The following is a 17,077-nucleotide window of genomic DNA, read 5'->3' as shown; positions in this document are numbered from 1 at the left end:
TCGATAGTAAAAGTTATTTTAAAAGTGATGTTCCTGTCATTTCAACTGGTGCCTTTACTCCAAGCAAGTCTAACACAGTCGGAGCAAGATCACCAAGAATACCATCTTCGCGCAGTTCCCGGCCCTTTTTGGTAACAATGACCGGAACAGGGTTGGTAGTATGGGCAGTCATCGGATTGCCTTCTATCGTTACTACTTCGTCCGCATTTCCATGGTCAGCGGTAATAATAGCGGCACCGCCCTTGGCAATAATGGCATCTACCACCTTGCCCAGACATTCATCCACTGTCTCAACCGCTTTTATGGTTGGCTCCAGCATTCCAGAATGCCCTACCATATCTGGATTAGCAAAGTTTAAAATAATCGCATCGAAACGATCATTCTCGATTTGGTCGAGTAATGCTTCCGTCACTTCATATGCGCTCATTTCTGGCTTTAAATCATAAGTAGCAACCTTTGGGGAATTTATGAGGATGCGTTCTTCCCCCGGAAACTTGTCTTCACGGCCGCCGCTCATAAAGAACGTGACATGTGGATATTTTTCGGTTTCCGCAATTCGGAGCTGTGTTAAATTATTTTGCGACAGCACTTCACCCAAGGTATTGTCTAAATTTGTCGGTTTAAATGCAACATACCCGTTTACTGTTTCCGAAAAATGAGTCAGACATACGAAATAAAGACTCTTCGGATGCTTTTCTCCACGGTCAAACGCCCGAAAATCTTCATTTGTAAACGTGTTGGAGATTTGAATAGCCCGGTCAGGACGGAAATTATAAAAGATTACAGCATCATTATCCTTAATTGTAGCGATCGGCTGTCCCTTTTCATCAGTAATAACGGACGGAAGAACAAACTCATCAAAAATTCCGTTCCGGTAAGAGTCTTCCACAACTTCCATCGCTGAGGAATACGTCGGACCGTCACCGTAAACCATTGACCGGTATGACTTTTCTACCCGGTCCCAGCGTTTATCGCGGTCCATTGAATAATAACGGCCGGATATTGTTGCAAACTGTCCAACACCGATTTCTTTCATTTGCTCCTCTGCTTCCCGGATAAATCCTTCAGCAGTCTGGGGCCCTACGTCGCGTCCATCAAGGAAAGCATGTACATATACTTTTTCTATGCCTTCCTTTGCAGCAAGCTTCAGCAGCGCATACATATGATTAATATGGCTGTGAACGCCGCCGTTAGAAAGCAATCCGAATAAATGAAGGTCGGTACCATTCTTTTTAGCATGATCAATAGCACCCTTGAATGTTTCATTTTCCTGGAATTCACCGTCGCGGATTGCTACGTTTACACGAGTTAAGCTTTGATACACTATCCGTCCCGCACCAATATTCAAGTGGCCTACCTCTGAATTGCCCATCTGGCCTTCGGGAAGCCCGACCGCCTCTCCTGAAGCAGTAAGCTGCGCATGCGGATATTCATTCCAGAATCGCTCAAAATTAGGTTTCTTTGCCTGTGCTACTGCATTTCCTTTGCGCTCTCCGCGAATCGCGAAACCATCTAAGATGATCAATGCAACAGGTGCTTTACTCATACTGGCCTGCCTCCAATAATTGCAGGAAAGACTGGCTTTGAAGGCTTGCTCCTCCTACAAGGGCACCGTCGATATCAGACTGTGCCATATACTCTTTGATATTTTCCGGCTTCACACTGCCGCCATACTGAATGCGGACTGCATCGGCAGCATCCTGTGAAAATTGGGAAGCAACTGCAGAGCGGATATGCGAGCAAACAGCATTGGCATCTTCAGAAGTTGAAGACTTGCCTGTTCCAATAGCCCAGATAGGCTCGTAAGCAATCACCATATTTTTAACTTGGTCTTCTGAGAGCCCTTCAAGAGCCTTTTTAACCTGGTTTCCTACAAGTTCATTCGTTTGTCCGCTTTCACGTTCTTCAAGTGTTTCTCCGCAGCACACAATTGGAATCAGGTTGTATTTAAAAGCAGCCGCTGTCTTTTTGTTTACCGATTCGTCGGTTTCATTGAACATTTCCCGGCGCTCTGAATGGCCAATGATCACATATTGGACCCCTAGATCTGCAAGTGCAGCTGGGCTGATCTCTCCTGTAAAAGCTCCATTCTCTTCAAAGTGCATATTTTGTGCACCTATTTTTACATCGCTTCCTTCTGTTATCTGTACAAGCTGATCAAGGAAAAGGGCAGGAGCACATACGACTGCCTCCATCTTCTCATTGGCAGGAACAAGCGATTTAATTTCCTCTATAAAACTTTTAGCCTCAGACATCGTTTTATTCATTTTCCAGTTTCCAGCGATAATTGGTTTACGCATAAGGCAGACCATCCTTTCTGTAGTAAGACGGTAATTTAAAAGGGGTTGCTGTTTTTATTTATCATTCAGTGCTGTTACGCCCGGCAATTCCTTGCCTTCCATAAACTCAAGGGAAGCTCCGCCACCGGTTGAAATATGGGACATTTTCTCAGCAAGATTAAACTTTTCAACAGCAGCCGCTGAATCTCCGCCGCCAATAACACTATAAGTATCAGTTGAATCTGCAAGAGCTTCTGCCACTGCTTTTGTGCCGCCGGCAAACTTGTCAAATTCAAATACACCCATTGGCCCATTCCAGATAACAAGCTTTGATTTTTTAATTGCATCCGCATAAAGAGCTGCTGTTTTCGGCCCAATATCGAGTGCTTCCCATTCTGCTGGAATGGCATCGATAGCTACTTCTCTTGTATTAGCATCAGGAGAGAAATCGTCTGCAACAATCACATCTACAGGCATAAGAAACTGAACGCCTTTTTCCTGTGCTTTATTCATAAATGATTGAGCAAGCTCAATCTTATCTTCTTCAAGCAATGATTTTCCAACTTCATGTCCCTGGGCCTTAACAAATGTGTAAGCAAGTCCCCCGCCAATAATCAAGGTGTCCACTTTTTCAAGAAGATTTTCAATTACTCCGATTTTGTCCTTTACCTTAGCTCCTCCAATAATGGCAGTGAAAGGCCGTTCTGGATTAGAAAGGGCTTTTCCCAAAACTTCCAATTCCTTCTCCATTAACAAACCGGACACTGCAGGAAGATGCTTAGCAATTCCCTCAGTTGAAGCATGAGCACGGTGAGCTGCCCCGAATGCATCATTCACATATACATCCGCAAGTTCAGCAAAAGCTTTTGCTAATTCCGGGTCGTTTTTCTCTTCGCCCGGATAAAAACGAACATTCTCAAGAAGCAGCACATCACCATTATTTAGTTTTTCAACCTCAGCTTTAGCAATGTCACCATATGCCTCATTCGATTTCGCAATATTTTTGTTAAGCAGTTCACTTAATCGTTTGGCCACAGGAGTCAATCTCAATTCCTCGACAACTTTTCCCTTTGGACGGCCAAGGTGGCTTGCAAGGATTACTTTTGCTCCTTGTTCGGATAGATACTGAATGGTCGGGATCGCTGCTCGGATTCTCGTATCATCTGTTACATTTCCATTTTCCATTGGAACGTTGAAATCCACCCGGCAAAAAACCCGTTTTCCGTTTACATCAATATCCTTGATCGACTTCTTATTCATTGACAAAGGACCTCCTCTTAATTAGGGACTGCGAATTAACCCTTGTTTAGCTTTATCAGTAAGAAAGAGGAGAGGGCATACATCCCCGCTCCCCTTTATCCCTTTTTCATTATAGTCATAATCAGCCAAAATAACCATGATTTGTATATCTGCTAATATTGGCAAATTAATGACGAATTATCCGGTTTTCTAACTAAGAATATTACAGGCCTTTTTTTGCGATGAAGTCGATTAGATCAACAACACGAGTTGAGTAGCCAGTTTCGTTATCATACCAAGAAAGAACCTTAACCATGTTTCCTTCCATTACCATTGTAGACAAGCCATCTACAGAAGAAGAATAAGGGCTTCCGTTATAGTCAGTTGAAACTAATGGAAGTTCATTGAACTCCAGAATGCCTTTCAATTCGCCTTCAGCTGCTTCTTTAAGTGCTGCATTAACTTCTTCAGCAGTTGTATCTTTCTCAAGCTCTGCCACAAGGTCAACTACAGAAACGTTTGGTGTAGGTACACGCATTGCCATACCGTTTAATTTGCCTTTCAACTCAGGCAATACAAGGGCAACCGCTTTTGCAGCTCCAGTTGTTGTAGGGATAATATTTTCAGCTGCTGCACGGGCACGGCGATAATCCTTATGCGGAAGGTCAAGGATTTGCTGGTCATTTGTGTAAGAGTGAACAGTTGTCATCATACCGCGCTTGATGCCGAACTTGTCGTTAAGTACCTTTGCAAATGGAGCAAGGCAGTTTGTAGTACAAGATGCGTTAGAAATGACGTCATGGCTTGCTGCATCATACTTGTCATGGTTAACACCCATTACGATCGTAATATCTTCATCAGATGCAGGTGCAGAAATAATTACTTTTTTCGCACCAGCCTCAAGATGCTTCGCTGCGTCAGCACGCTTTGTAAAACGGCCTGTGGATTCAACAACAACTTCTACACCAAGATCGCCCCAGCCAAGTTGAGCTGGATCGCGCTCTGCAAGAACTTTTATCTTTTTACCTGCAACAACAAGGGAATCACCGTCAACAGTAACTTTTTCGCCTAACTTACCGTGAACAGTGTCATATTGTAATAGGTGTGCAAGCATATTTGCATCAGTCAAGTCGTTAATTGCAATGATTTCCACTTCAGGGTTGTTCATTGCTGCGCGGAATACGTTACGTCCAATACGTCCAAACCCGTTAATACCAACTTTTACTGTCATAAGAAAAATTCCTCCTAGTCATTCGGAAATAATATTTTATATAAAAAGGGATTACCCCTTTATTAACTCGATTGCTGCCGCTTCATCTGTAATTAAAATGGTCGAGGCAGGCGCTGCCTTCATATAGGAACGAATTGCTTTTGCTTTAGAAGTACCGCCTGCAACCGCAATAACACTGTTAATATGCCTTAGGTCATTTAGCTGGATTCCAACTGTCCGAACTTTATAGACAATTTCACCATTTTCATTAAAATAATAACCAAACGCTTCTCCAACAGCTTGCCCCTCTTCAATGACCTTTAAATTTTCCAGGCTGGTTTTTCGCCTTTCCGCCATCTTGATCGCATCACCGATCCCATGGATTACCATATTAGCCGTTTTGATCAGCGAAAACACTTCTTTTATGCCTGGATCCTTCAAAAATGATTGATACGCTTCATCGCTTACCTGATCGGGAACATATAGCACCTTATATGAAGCATTCGTTTTGTGAGCCATTTGGGCTGCAATCGTGTTAGCCTGATTATGGACATTCTCTCCAAGCCCGCCGCGAGCAGGCACGAACAGCAATTCTTGTCCGTTTGTTACCGGTGTAAGCATATTAGCAACTTCTGCAATAGTTGAACCGCCAGTCACAGCTATGATATTTTTCCCTTGCCACTCTCTTTTCATACGGGCGGCTGCAGCTTTGCCAAGTTCGCTTTTCACCCATGGAGACTCATCGCTATTGCCTGGAACAATCACTATCTCTCTCAGATTGAGCGCATCCCTCAACTTTTTTTCCATTATGTCTATACCCATTACTTCTCTCATTATTCCCTCTAATTTTTGAAGGATATCCTCACCTTCTCCGGACAGGCGCATTCCTGAACTGAATACCTCAATCAGATTTTGTTCCTTTAGGAACTCAACCTCGCTGCGCAGCGTCCTTTCAGTAAGATTCAGGCTTAGTGCCAGGCTCCTGCGTCCAACCGGCTGCATTGAGCGGATATAACGGAGAATATGGTACCGCTTTTGCATAACGTTTAAGAAGTCGGGCAATAATCTTTGTTGTATGTCTAGTAACCAGCGCACAGGCAACTCTCCTTAATATGTAGAGTAGCTGGACTTTTTTAGTCCCGCTGTGACATATTTTGTCCCAGAACCTCCAAAAAAAATCACCCCTGCTACACAACTTATACTAACAGGAATGATTTCGTACTTCAACTGATACGATTGTTAATTTTTCGAAACCGGTTTCTCCGCTCAGGATTTTATCAATCGTTTCCGGAGATCCTCCATATCCAGGTTTCCGTATTGGATAACCTCACCGCGCCATTCAAGAACAGGAATCATTAACCCATACTTTTCGATAAGGGCATCATCACTGTATATATCGACTTCCTGAAATGATAGCCTTGTTTCATTTTTAAATTCATTAAGCTGGTCTTTTGCTTTGTCACATAGCGGGCACTTATCTCTAGTATAAAGAATTAGTTCAGTCAAAACAGTCAGTCCTTTTTAAAAAATTAAGTTCTGATATACTTGGCTGTTGATTGCCGCTCCAGGCGCTCGCTTTCAGCTCCACTCAACTTAATGCCAAAAACAATAATTACCTTTAAAATAGCCCAATTTAAGTGGATTTTCATATAAAAAGGCCAGGAAGTACACACACTTAAATTCTATTGTCTTGCCAATTCAAGTATACCGTTTTCGCTTTGTGGATGATGGAATTCCAAGCTGATCACGGTATTTAGCCACCGTTCTTCTTGATAGTACAATTCCGCATTTTCCTTTTAGTATATCAGAGATATCCTGGTCAGATAGTGGTTTTGTTTTGTTTTCATTATCAATCACACATTGCAGCTCTTTCTTTGCCTGGAGCACTGAAATATCGTCTTCTGAAACTGTTTGCAGATTGGCTGAGAAGAAGGCTCTCATCTCAACCGTCCCAAACGGCGCCTGGACAAATTTCTCCTTAACTGCCCTGCTGACGGTTGATTCGTGGATCCCCAGATCCTCAGCAATCTCCTTCATCGTCATTGGCTTTAAATGAGTAAGGCCTTTTGAAAAGCAGTCTGGCTGTTTTTCGACTATTTTACCCATCACTTTTATTATTGTCTCTTTACGCTGCTTAATGCTTCTGGCAATCCACTGAAACTCTTGCATTTTTTCGGAGATAAATTGGTTAACCTGCTGATCTTTATGGTTTTTCATTTCTTGATAATATTCTTGATTAAATGTTAGCTTGGAACCTGTTCCGTCAAAGGTCCCAATAGAATATTCCCCATTTATATATTCTACAATAACGTCAGGAATAATATATCCCGGCTTTTCTGAAACGAAAGCTGAGCCCGGACGGGGATTCAAAGACTGTATATAATCAAAAACCTCCTGGATGGCTGTTAACGAAAGTCCCGTTAGCTTCGAAAGTTCTTTCCATTTCTTTTCAGCAAATAAGATGAAATGTCCAGAGAGTATCCGCTCAGCTGTATCGTGCCAGCAGCTTCCCCTTGCCTGGATAAGCAAACATTCCTGAAGGCTTCTCGCTCCTATGCCTGCAGGCTGAAGACTCTGCAAGATAGACAGAGCTGAATGAACCAGTTCCTCAGGAAAATTTTTTTCTATTGCGATATCCGATATCGGAATACGAAGATACCCGTTTTCATCCAAGCTATGGATTAAATGCTGTACAGCCTTTAACAGAGTTTTGGACAGCTGCTTAAAATTCAATTGTGATAAAAGATAGTTTTCAAGTGTTTCCTGCTCATCACTTATTTGTTCAATCCAGGCTTTATGATCGTTTCCATGCCCGTAATTTCGTTTATTAACTCTCGGTTTATAAGAATGGTGTATAGTGTGGTCAATTGCTATGAGGGGATTTTCCAGTGATTTGCCTTCTAAAAAAGAAGAAAGCTCTTGTGTAGAATACTGCAAAAGCGCAATTGCCTGGCTTAATTCCTGTGTCATTGCCAGCTTTAACGACTGTTGCTGAAAAAGCCCTGCTTTCATATTCATCCATCTCACCCCCTTTTTTCATTTTACATGATTTATTTAAAATGCGGAATGAAAGATAGTGGAAACGCTTACTTTTTTATTTTATGAATGGAAGCAGACATGGAACACGGCCCTTTTCTGAGTTGTCTCTAAAATTGAACACCTGGTCTTACTGAGGACTAAAAAACCAGCATAGTCTATGCTGGCTTCAAGGTTTCTTAAGCTGTAACTGTTATTTTAATAAAATTCCTGGCTAATTCTTGAGCTTCTTCAATGGCTTTCCTGAGTATCTGCAAGTCTCAGTACCGTTTATTCTTTGTAAAGTTCATCTTCAAAATAAAAAGTTGAGGGATGCTCTTTTACGGTATAAGAGTACGCCTTCATGTTTTTTATATACTGCCATTTTTTTATTGTTACTAATTCATCTGTTGTTTTTAATTTTACTTTTTCGCCATTATTGTATTTGTTTCGATCTGCCACCTTTACTCCCCTTTTCAAAAAAACAAGCACCCTTAACGGTGCTTATTTGTTGTCATTCGCTTGGTCTACTATTCGTATTCCAATTAATAATTGCATGATTTGGTGCGGTAGAAAATGAATATCATTTATTTTCGGATCTAAGTAAGAAATCTCAACTATACTTGCAGGATTTCGTCGTTCATGGTCTTGTATAATTTGTTCAATTTTACGATCCAACTCTTTTTGGTTATTAGCAAAAGTGATTGTGGTCATTGTAGTCATTTACGCATACTCCTTTTTGTTCTATTATTTAGACAAAACGTGACTCCTGTCCTCCAAACCACTTTTTATTAATTTTTAGCAAGGATTATCCTTAACCTCTATCTTAACATTATCTCAATCTTTGATGTTTATTATGTACCCATTTAATTAAATAAAAATGATCATAAAAAAATACCATCGTGTAATTAAAACACAATGGTATCAGGTAAATAGTAGCGCCCTCGGCAGGAATCGAACCCACATCTCAAGAACCGGAATCTTACGTGCTATCCGTTGCACCACGAGGGCATGTTTGAATTTTTTTATCAATATCAGCCGATAAATCTTGAGCCGACAAATATTATTATATGACATTTCCATCATCTTTGCAACCCTTTGGGCATAAACTTCTTTAGGGTCACTTTTTCCCAGAAAGGATATTTTCATTTCAAAATTCATATATGCCTAAATTAATTCTTCGCATTGGTTCATGTTTATTTTGCCTAACATTGGGTATTATGGTTAAAGGCTGTTAATACATATTTTTCAGTGAACAAGGGCTGCGCCTCGCCGGTTGTTCGGTCTAAGAAAAACTAAAGGAAACGTAAATGTAAAATCACTTAGGAATACTTCAGCTTTCCTCACACAGCCTTTATCAGGTCAGCATGTGCTAACTGTTTACTCTTTTTTCCATGCATGGATTGGAAGTATAATCTCATATTTCTTTAGAAAGCAAAGAATATCCAAAAATAACATAACAATGAAATATGTATAAGTGTTGTCGAACGAATAATACCGATCGGCAGGCCTTTCGTTTGACCTAAATTGACCAAAAGGTGTATCATTAACATTACTAAGTATTCCCTTATCCGGAATATATAAATTTGCTCTCTTATAAAAGGAGGAGAATAACTTGAATTTAATTCCTACAGTTATTGAACAGACAAACCGCGGTGAACGTGCATATGACATTTATTCCCGCTTGCTGAAAGACCGCATCATCATGCTTGGAAGCGCAATTGACGATAATGTGGCTAACTCCATTGTAGCTCAACTGTTATTCCTTGAAGCAGAAAACCCGGAAAAGGATATTACACTATACATCAACAGCCCGGGCGGAAGCATCACTGCCGGTATGGCGATTTATGATACTATGCAGTTCATTAAACCTAAAGTATCTACAGTTTGTATCGGAATGGCTGCTTCAATGGGGGCATTCCTCCTTGCTGCAGGGGAAAAAGGAAAGCGCTTTGCCCTTCCTAATTCTGAAGTAATGATTCACCAGCCATTGGGCGGTGCACAAGGCCAGGCAACTGAAATTGAGATCGCAGCTCGCCGTATCCTGTATCTGCGTGATAAGTTAAACAAAATCCTTGCTGAGCGTACAGGCCAGCCTCTTGATGTTATCGAACGCGATACAGAGCGTGACAATTTCATGCCTGCTGAAAAAGCATTAGAGTACGGATTGATCGATAAGCTAATAACTCGCAATGAAATGGCAACTGACAATAAAAAAGATAAAGAATAATATAAGAAAAGCGCAAGCACCCTGTAAAATAGAGCGTCGGCGTCAGCACATCATATGCATCAGGGCGGGGCGCTGAAGCAGTTATCTGTACACGAAAAAAAGTTATACATTATAAAAAAAACACCCAGCCGGGTGTTTTTTTTTATATTTCCTGCTCAATAAAAGCAGCAAGAGCTGAAACTGCTTCTTCTTCATCTCTTCCATCGGCGCTCAGTATAATGCTGGCTCCCGAACTGACAGCCAGGCTCATCAAGCCCATAATGCTCTTAGCATTCACTTTCTTGCCATCCTTCTCAAGAAAGACTTCCGAGCTGAACCTGGTTGCCTCCTGAACAAAAAGTGCAGCAGGACGTGCCTGCAGTCCGGACTTCAAGCGGACTTCCACTTGTTTCTCCACCATTCATTTCCCTCTCCCTTCAATTTTTGCTTTCCAAATTTCTACGCTTCCCCGGCTCTAATCTTCTCTGCTATTTCATCAATTTTTCGCAAACGATGGTTGATGCCTGACTTGCTGACTGCTCCTCCAGAAACCATTTCTCCCAATTCCTTAAGGGTGACATCCTGATACGCCACCCGCAGTTCCGCAATTTCCCGAAGCTTATCCGGCAAGACGCCAAGGCCAACTGTTTGATCGATAAAACGTATATTCTCTACTTGCCTTAAAGAAGCCCCTATTGTTTTATTGAGATTCGCAGTTTCACAATTCACCAGACGGTTCACTGAATTCCTCATATCCCGGACGATTCGTACATCTTCAAAACGCAGCAGCGCTTGATGGGCACCTACCAGGTTAAAAAAGTCGGCAATTTTTTCTGCTTCCTTTAGATACGTTATGTACCCTTTTTTCCGTTCATGCGTTTTTGCCTTTAAACCAAAGGAATTCATCAGTTCACAAAGCTCGTCGTTGTGTTCCTTATACAGTGAAAAAATTTCCAGGTGATAGGACGAAGTTTCCGGATTATTTACTGATCCCCCCGCAAGGAAAGCTCCTCTTAAATAGGAACGCTTGCAGCATTTTTTACCTGCAATGCTGTCTGAGATAGTATGCTGGATCTCAAAGCCCGCGCCAAGAATCTCTAAGTTTTCAAGAATTCTTTGCGCTTCCGATGATATTCGGACAATATAGACATTATTCTTTTTGAGCTTCATTTTTTTTCGGACGAGAAGTTCAACCTGTACTTGGTACACTTTTTTCAGCAGCGTATAGATTCGGCGTGCGATAGCTGCGTTTTCTGTCTGAATATCAACAATAAGCTTCCGATTGGAAAACGATAGGGACCCGTTCATCCGAATAAGTGCGCATAGCTCTGCTTTTGCGCAGCAATCCTTCCCTTCCAAGGTTGTCAGCTCTTTTTTTGTTTCTGATGCGAATGACATTCGATCCAACCTCCAAACCACTTACACTAAATCCAAAAACCGATGCCCATATTCTTTATACGTTAAACCAAGGGTTTGGTTTCATTCGGCAGCAGCTCATATAATAAAGCCGCGACCTTTTTTGTATCATGTCGAATGGCGCTTCCTTCATAAGAAATAATTTTCTCCTGGACAATATCCAGGCCAAGTTCCTTGAGCCGTTCCAAATCAAATTCAACCGGTTTTGCGTATTCTTCTTTATATTTGAGCTGGATATCTTCCGGAATAGGTTCATTGTTAACGAGAATAGTGGTCATGAACGCACATCCCATATGCTTATAGATTGCTTCAACATGATCACTTGCTGTATAGTCGAGCGTTTCTCCTGCCTGGGTCATTAAATTGCATATATAGACCTTCTTTGCTTTCGACCTGCAAACTTCCTTCCCGAGCGTCGGGACCAGCAGATTAGGAAGGATGCTGGTGTATAAGCTTCCAGGACCAATAACAATTAAATCCGCCCTTCTTATTTCCTGAATCGTTTCTGCAAGAGGAGTAATTTTCCTTGGTGTCAAAAATACCTTTTTAATCCTTTTTCCTGAATAAGGAATTTTTGATTCTCCGGAAACGATAGTGCCATCCTCCATTTCAGCGTGCAGCACAACACTTTGGTTAGCTGCAGGGAGCACTTTTCCCCGTACATTTAACACCTTGCTCATTTCCTGAATGGCATGGACAAAATCACCGGTAATGGAAGTCATGGCAGCGAGAATCAAATTCCCAAGCGAATGCCCTGCCAATTCATTGGTACTGCCGAACCTGTGCTGGAACATCTGCTCAACAAGCGGTTCGACATCAGAAAGAGCAGCAAGTACATTGCGGATATCGCCCGGCGGGGGGATATGCATTTCTTTTCGCAATCTTCCTGAACTGCCGCCGTCATCGGCGACCGTCACAATGGCAGTGATATCAACAGGGAGATTTTTCAATCCCCTCAGCAAGACAGACAGCCCAGTACCTCCGCCGATAATCACGATTTTAGGCTGCTTTGGGTTCTTGGTCATTCCTTTTTTTCCTTCCTCTTTGCAATATCCCGGTGTGAGATGCGGGTGACATACCCATCCTGAAAGAAGTGCCCGATATATTCTGCAAGAGCGACAGAACGGTGCTGGCCGCCCGTACATCCAATGGCTATAACCAGCTGCGCCTTTCCTTCCCGTTTATAATGGGGAAGCATAAAACCTAGCAGGTCGGTTACCTTTTCAAGGAACTTTTGCGTTTCGTTCCATTTCAGAACATAGCTTGACACTTCTTCTTCCAATCCGGTTTTTGGTCTCATATGGTCAATGTAGTGCGGGTTAGGAAGAAATCGGACATCAAAAACGAGATCAGCATCAATCGGCAGGCCATGTTTAAATCCAAAGGACATGACATTCACGGTAAATACAGGTTTTTTATCAACCGAAAATTCGGTAAGAATTTTTTCCCGAAGTTCTCTGGGCTTCAGCTCTGATGTATTGTAAATAACCTGTGCTCTGCCCTTTAATTCCTCCAGCAAGCTCCGCTCTGCTTTTATTCCCTCAAGCGGCAGCCCTGAAGGCGCAAGCGGGTGAGTCCGGCGTGTTTCTTTATAACGGCGTACCAGCGCTGAATCATCCGCATCCAAAAATAAGATATTTGGAGTAACCCATGAGGTCTCCGCAAGATCATCCAGAGCGCGGAATAAATGGTCGAAAAACTCCCTGCCCCTTAAGTCCATTACTAAGGCCACTTTATTCATTTTGCTGCCCGATTCCTTCATCAGTTCAAGAAATTTTGGAAGCAGAGTTGGCGGCAGATTATCCACGCAAAAAAAGCCTAAGTCCTCAAAGCTTTGAATCGCAACCGTTTTCCCGGCTCCCGACATACCTGTAATCACTACCAATTGTGTCTCACTTACAGATCCTGTACTCAACTTCTTCTTCCCCCCGCTAACTTATTTATCTATATTTTCTCATCAGCCTGGATCAAGCCTGTAAGATAAGAGCTGAAAATCCGGTGTATAGGTAAAGGTTCCGTAAATAATCCCTGTCCCTTGAATCATATATTCCAATATATGTGTGTCTCCCTCTGCCATAGGAAGGTTTTTTATCTGATCAAGAGCATGCCATTCCAGCTTGCCCTCTTCACATTCATCTACATTGACACCATCGGAATCTACGGCATAAAAAGTGAACATCATCCACTCAGAGAGCACCTTATCTCCTTCCTTCATAATGAAGGTGAAAATACCTTTGAGGGAAGGATTTTTCAGATAAACACCTGTTTCTTCCCGGTATTCTCTTATGCATGCATCTCTCACCGATTCACCAGGCTCCATCTTTCCGCCTGGAGCAACCCACCATCCGCGGCGAGGCTTTTGCAATAACAAAGCTTTATTATCCTTAACTAATACACAGTTTGTGACACGCTGCACTATTTTCACCTCGGAGCTTTTTGCTCTGCATCTGTCCCACTTTTATGAAAGTCAATAACTTTCAGGACAATGGTTCTATTACAGAGAAAAGCAGACATTGTTTTAATTAATATTGTTTGCATTTTTTCTATATTTAGATGAAAACGTATTCCTTTTATTATACTATTTTTCAAAACTGCCCACAATGAACAGATATCTGGAAATCAAAGAAAAGCGGAAGTGCCCACGTCAACTAAGGTCTGGCACGTCCTATGTCGACGCCAGTACTTTCCTCATTCTCACAAAGCATGCGCTTAGTTCCGTGTGATGCATTTTTAATTTCCTGCAAAAAAAGCCGCTACGCGCAAGTTGCACGTGGAAACAAAAAAAAGACACAGTTTACATAAACTGTGCCATCCAAAGGATTTATAAATATAAAAGGGGGTCAATTACTACTCTAACTATACCCGAACATTGTTGCATATATGTTACAGAATAATTAAAACAGAATTACGAATTGTAAAGATTACCCTTTTAATTTCATTTGTTCTGCAAGCTCTTCCACAAAATGCTGGGCACTCTGGGCTGCTATGCTTCCATCGCCGGTAGCTGTAACGATCTGACGCAGTGTTTTTTCACGGATATCCCCCGCTGCAAAGATTCCAGGAACCTTTGTTTCCATCCGTTCATTTGTTTCAATATAACCTGCTTCATTTGTAATTCCCAGGTTTTCAAACGGTTTTGTCAACGGCAGCATTCCAATATAAATAAATACTCCGTCAGCAGGGAATTCCTTTTCCTCACCGTTCTCTGTGGAAACAAGAGTCACACTTCCAACTTTTCCGTTTTTATCATTAACTTGTTTCACTGTATGATTCCAGATGAAATCAATTTTATCATTATCGAATGCTCGATCCTGAAGGATTTTTTGGGCACGCAGCTCTTCGCGGCGGTGAACAATCGTTACCTTTGAAGCGAAGCGCGTTAAATAAACACCTTCCTCGACGGCCGAGTCTCCGCCTCCAACAACTACTAGTTCCTTCTTTTTAAAGAACGCTCCATCACAGACAGCACAATACGAAACGCCCCGTCCGCCTAGCTCGTTCTCGCCAGGAACGCCTAATTTTTTATATTCCGCACCGGCAGAAATGATTACTGAACGCGCTTTGAATTCTTTAGAGCCAGCTTTAACTGTTTTATATTCTTCGCCATCGATGATTTCTTTCACATCACCGTATGCATATTCTGCTCCGAATTTTTTTGCGTGTTCGAACATTTTTGTCGATAATTCAGGGCCAAGAATATGGTCAAAGCCTGGATAGTTTTCGACTTCTTCCGTGTTCGCCATTTGCCCGCCAGGTATACCGCGTTCAAGCATTAATGTCGATAGATTGGCACGGGATGTATAAACAGCAGCAGTCATTCCTGCCGGTCCTGCACCAATTACCAGCACATCATAGATTTTTTCTTCTGACACCTTATTTCACTCCCTCAAAAAAATACAGTGGCCAAAGACTTGTTTTTATTACTCTTTAGCATTTCCCTACTCATATCCTATATAACAAATAATTTACAGTCCAAATATTTGCTCAATGAAGGAGCGAATTCACTAATTTTACATATTTAGCTAATGTGGAGGTGGAAATATAGTATTTTTTTGCGATTTCCTGCTGGCTTTTCTTCTCATCCCTAAGCTTGTTCCAAGTATATTCCGTGGCTGCAGCCCAGGCTGCCGGGTTTGTCAGCTTGATGTTCTCATTAACTGCTTCCGCAAATAAGGAAAACCACATAAGAAATAAACCAGCTTCTGAAGCTTGAATTATGCTGTAATGTTTATAGAGCAGCTCAGCAGTGCGGTCAGCAAATTCAATCCCGCTATTAACGCTTTGGTTTTTTCCGCCCAGCAGCATAATGTAACCTTGCTCAGGCTCTGTTAGATTCTCATTTTCCATGAATAGCGAATGCTGGATAAGCTTGTCTTTTTCCAAAGAATGCTTAGCAAGGAAAATAGCAAACAGTCTTTCTTCCGTATATTCACTTTCCATTCGCTTCAGAATGGAAGGCATTTGAGTCCTGAAACCTGCTGTTTGTGTATTCCCTTCGGCCCACGGCTCCATGCCAGCCTTGTCTGGACTTATATCAAGCACTCGTTTCCAAGCTTGCTTTGCTGTATGTTCATAGCCCTGATAATGGGCAGAAAGGGCAAGCCAATAATAAAAAGTGGCATCCCCTTCAAATCCATTCTTCTGCAGCTGTTTAAGCCACTGATAAGCAAGGTCGTATTTGCCAACCAAAGCAAATGTTGCGCCAAGCTTGAATCTTTGCTCCATAACGATTGGACGGATCTTGGCAAGAGATTGAACAAGTTTATCCAGCTTATCATCCTTCTGCTGGTAAAAATGAAACACAGCCATATTGCAAAGTGCATGAAGATTTCCCGGACTTTTTTCAAGAACGGTGTCCAGCGTCCCGTATGCATCTTCGGTTTGGCCAACATAATAATAGGCCAGCGCCAAATTGTTATAGGCCGACCAAAAATCGGGGTATTCCTCTATTGTTTCCAACAATACCTCTATGGCCTGTGTAAAATCTCCGGATTCAAGATACTCTCTTGCTTTTTCCTGTTTAAAAATGAGGCCATCTTCCTGGTTGTAGCCTTCCTCGCCCTCATCAGTTTCAAAAGTAATGAGATCAAGAAGATCTTCAGCATCCTCTGAAAATTCTCCGTCCTCTTCCTTATCAAGATAGGCATTCGCATGGCGGTAAGCTTCCTTAAACATTCCGAGATGAGCATAATTGTTTGCCAAAAAGTAATGGCATTCGGCCATGAATGGATCTAAAACATTTAATATATTTTCGAGCAAATTGTTTGAGTACGAATACTCGCCCATTTCCGTGCAGGTAATTGCAAGCTGGCAGGCAATCATCGGCTCGTTAGGCTCAAGCTCCATCGCCCGTTCCAGAAATTTCTTAGCTTTATATAAATCACGTCTGTGATATGCTTTTAAACCTTTTGAAAAATAATATTCCCCTGTAGGGTGAAAGGGTAAAATTTTGGCCTGTTGGCCGCCTTTTGAATCGTTCCCCATGAAGTCCTCCATCTTAAAGCAGATTAACTCTACTATTATAGCATACTATTGCTGATTTGAAGCAGAAGGATAGAAGTTATCCAGGAAAAGAACAGCGGGATATAATGCCATATCACCAGACTTATTCCATTAAACTAAAATTTCAGCGGCTTCGACTTTTGGACTGGGGTATATGGAACATAAACTATGTTTACGCCTATGATCTAGCGACGTTATGGAGAAAAA

General features: G+C 41.9%; 17 protein-coding genes and 1 tRNA gene. 1 reads left to right on the top strand and 17 read right to left on the bottom strand.

Annotated elements, in window-relative coordinates:
* Positions 1 to 13 precede the first annotated feature (13 nt).
* From gpmI to CVD28_RS09735, 10 genes are all read right to left on the bottom strand, one after another.
* Positions 14 to 1,546: a 2,3-bisphosphoglycerate-independent phosphoglycerate mutase gene (gene gpmI / locus CVD28_RS09775; RefSeq protein WP_101592183.1), complete on the bottom strand. Its 1,533-nt coding sequence runs from the start codon at positions 1,544 to 1,546 to the stop codon at positions 14 to 16.
* The gene (tpiA, locus tag CVD28_RS09770) at positions 1,539 to 2,300 is read right to left on the bottom strand and encodes a triose-phosphate isomerase (RefSeq protein WP_101592182.1); all 762 of its coding nucleotides are present in this window, start codon (positions 2,298 to 2,300) and stop codon (positions 1,539 to 1,541) included. Before tpiA ends, gpmI begins: the two co-directional genes overlap by 8 nt.
* 54 nt (positions 2,301 to 2,354) lie before the next feature.
* Positions 2,355 to 3,539, bottom strand: coding sequence for a phosphoglycerate kinase (locus CVD28_RS09765; protein WP_101592181.1), 1,185 nt, complete (start codon positions 3,537 to 3,539; stop codon positions 2,355 to 2,357).
* Positions 3,540 to 3,741: 202 nt separating this feature from the next.
* Positions 3,742 to 4,749: a type I glyceraldehyde-3-phosphate dehydrogenase gene (gene gap / locus CVD28_RS09760; RefSeq protein ID WP_101592180.1), complete on the bottom strand. Its 1,008-nt coding sequence runs from the start codon at positions 4,747 to 4,749 to the stop codon at positions 3,742 to 3,744.
* A gap of 51 nt (positions 4,750 to 4,800) precedes the next feature.
* On the bottom strand, positions 4,801 to 5,823 hold the full coding sequence (locus CVD28_RS09755; RefSeq protein ID WP_101592179.1) for a sugar-binding transcriptional regulator: 1,023 nt from the start codon (positions 5,821 to 5,823) through the stop codon (positions 4,801 to 4,803).
* 171 nt (positions 5,824 to 5,994) lie between these two features.
* On the bottom strand, positions 5,995 to 6,234 hold the full coding sequence (locus tag CVD28_RS09750) for a glutaredoxin family protein (protein ID WP_101592178.1): 240 nt from the start codon (positions 6,232 to 6,234) through the stop codon (positions 5,995 to 5,997).
* 192 nt (positions 6,235 to 6,426) lie between these two features.
* On the bottom strand, positions 6,427 to 7,746 hold the full coding sequence (gene rpoN, locus CVD28_RS09745; RefSeq protein ID WP_101592177.1) for an RNA polymerase factor sigma-54: 1,320 nt from the start codon (positions 7,744 to 7,746) through the stop codon (positions 6,427 to 6,429).
* Positions 7,747 to 8,034: 288 nt separating this feature from the next.
* Complete coding sequence (locus tag CVD28_RS28000; protein WP_180954091.1) at positions 8,035 to 8,205, bottom strand: hypothetical protein; 171 nt, start codon at positions 8,203 to 8,205, stop codon at positions 8,035 to 8,037.
* A 42-nt stretch (positions 8,206 to 8,247) separates the two neighbouring features.
* Positions 8,248 to 8,466 carry a hypothetical protein gene (locus CVD28_RS09740; RefSeq protein WP_101592176.1) on the bottom strand — a complete coding sequence of 73 codons (219 nt, stop codon included), beginning with the start codon at positions 8,464 to 8,466 and terminating at the stop codon, positions 8,248 to 8,250.
* A gap of 216 nt (positions 8,467 to 8,682) precedes the next feature.
* A tRNA-Arg gene (locus CVD28_RS09735) sits at positions 8,683 to 8,754 on the bottom strand.
* A 604-nt stretch (positions 8,755 to 9,358) separates the two neighbouring features.
* On the opposite strand from CVD28_RS09735, the gene clpP reads away from it, so the two are divergent.
* Entirely contained in the window at positions 9,359 to 9,973 is a 615-nt protein-coding gene (gene clpP, locus CVD28_RS09730; RefSeq protein ID WP_101592175.1) for an ATP-dependent Clp endopeptidase proteolytic subunit ClpP, read from the top strand.
* Between the two features lie 142 nt (positions 9,974 to 10,115).
* On the opposite strand, the gene CVD28_RS09725 is transcribed toward clpP, so the two are convergent.
* The 7 genes from CVD28_RS09725 to CVD28_RS09695 form a co-directional block, all read right to left on the bottom strand.
* Positions 10,116 to 10,373 carry an HPr family phosphocarrier protein gene (locus tag CVD28_RS09725; protein WP_101592174.1) on the bottom strand — a complete coding sequence of 86 codons (258 nt, stop codon included), beginning with the start codon at positions 10,371 to 10,373 and terminating at the stop codon, positions 10,116 to 10,118.
* A 38-nt stretch (positions 10,374 to 10,411) separates the two neighbouring features.
* Positions 10,412 to 11,350, bottom strand: coding sequence for a DNA-binding protein WhiA (gene whiA / locus CVD28_RS09720; RefSeq protein WP_101592173.1), 939 nt, complete (start codon positions 11,348 to 11,350; stop codon positions 10,412 to 10,414).
* 62 nt (positions 11,351 to 11,412) lie between these two features.
* Positions 11,413 to 12,393, bottom strand: a complete 981-nt coding sequence (locus tag CVD28_RS09715) for a gluconeogenesis factor YvcK family protein (protein WP_101592172.1) — start codon at positions 12,391 to 12,393, stop codon at positions 11,413 to 11,415.
* Positions 12,390 to 13,283, bottom strand: a complete 894-nt coding sequence (gene rapZ, locus CVD28_RS09710) for an RNase adapter RapZ (RefSeq protein ID WP_101592171.1) — start codon at positions 13,281 to 13,283, stop codon at positions 12,390 to 12,392. The genes CVD28_RS09715 and rapZ overlap by 4 nt, the downstream gene beginning before the upstream one ends.
* A gap of 42 nt (positions 13,284 to 13,325) precedes the next feature.
* Complete coding sequence (locus tag CVD28_RS09705; protein WP_101592170.1) at positions 13,326 to 13,784, bottom strand: NUDIX hydrolase; 459 nt, start codon at positions 13,782 to 13,784, stop codon at positions 13,326 to 13,328.
* A 505-nt stretch (positions 13,785 to 14,289) separates the two neighbouring features.
* Positions 14,290 to 15,240, bottom strand: a complete 951-nt coding sequence (gene trxB / locus CVD28_RS09700) for a thioredoxin-disulfide reductase (RefSeq protein ID WP_101592169.1) — start codon at positions 15,238 to 15,240, stop codon at positions 14,290 to 14,292.
* 112 nt (positions 15,241 to 15,352) lie between these two features.
* Positions 15,353 to 16,852, bottom strand: coding sequence for a tetratricopeptide repeat protein (locus tag CVD28_RS09695; RefSeq protein WP_101592168.1), 1,500 nt, complete (start codon positions 16,850 to 16,852; stop codon positions 15,353 to 15,355).
* Between the last annotated feature and the right edge of the window lie 225 nt (positions 16,853 to 17,077).

This window comes from Bacillus sp. M6-12 (genome assembly GCF_002860285.1).
Taxonomy (GTDB): Bacteria; Bacillota; Bacilli; order Bacillales; family DSM-1321; genus Peribacillus.
Note: the sequence above shows the minus strand (reverse complement) of the source record. Positions and strands in the feature narration are given on the sequence as shown.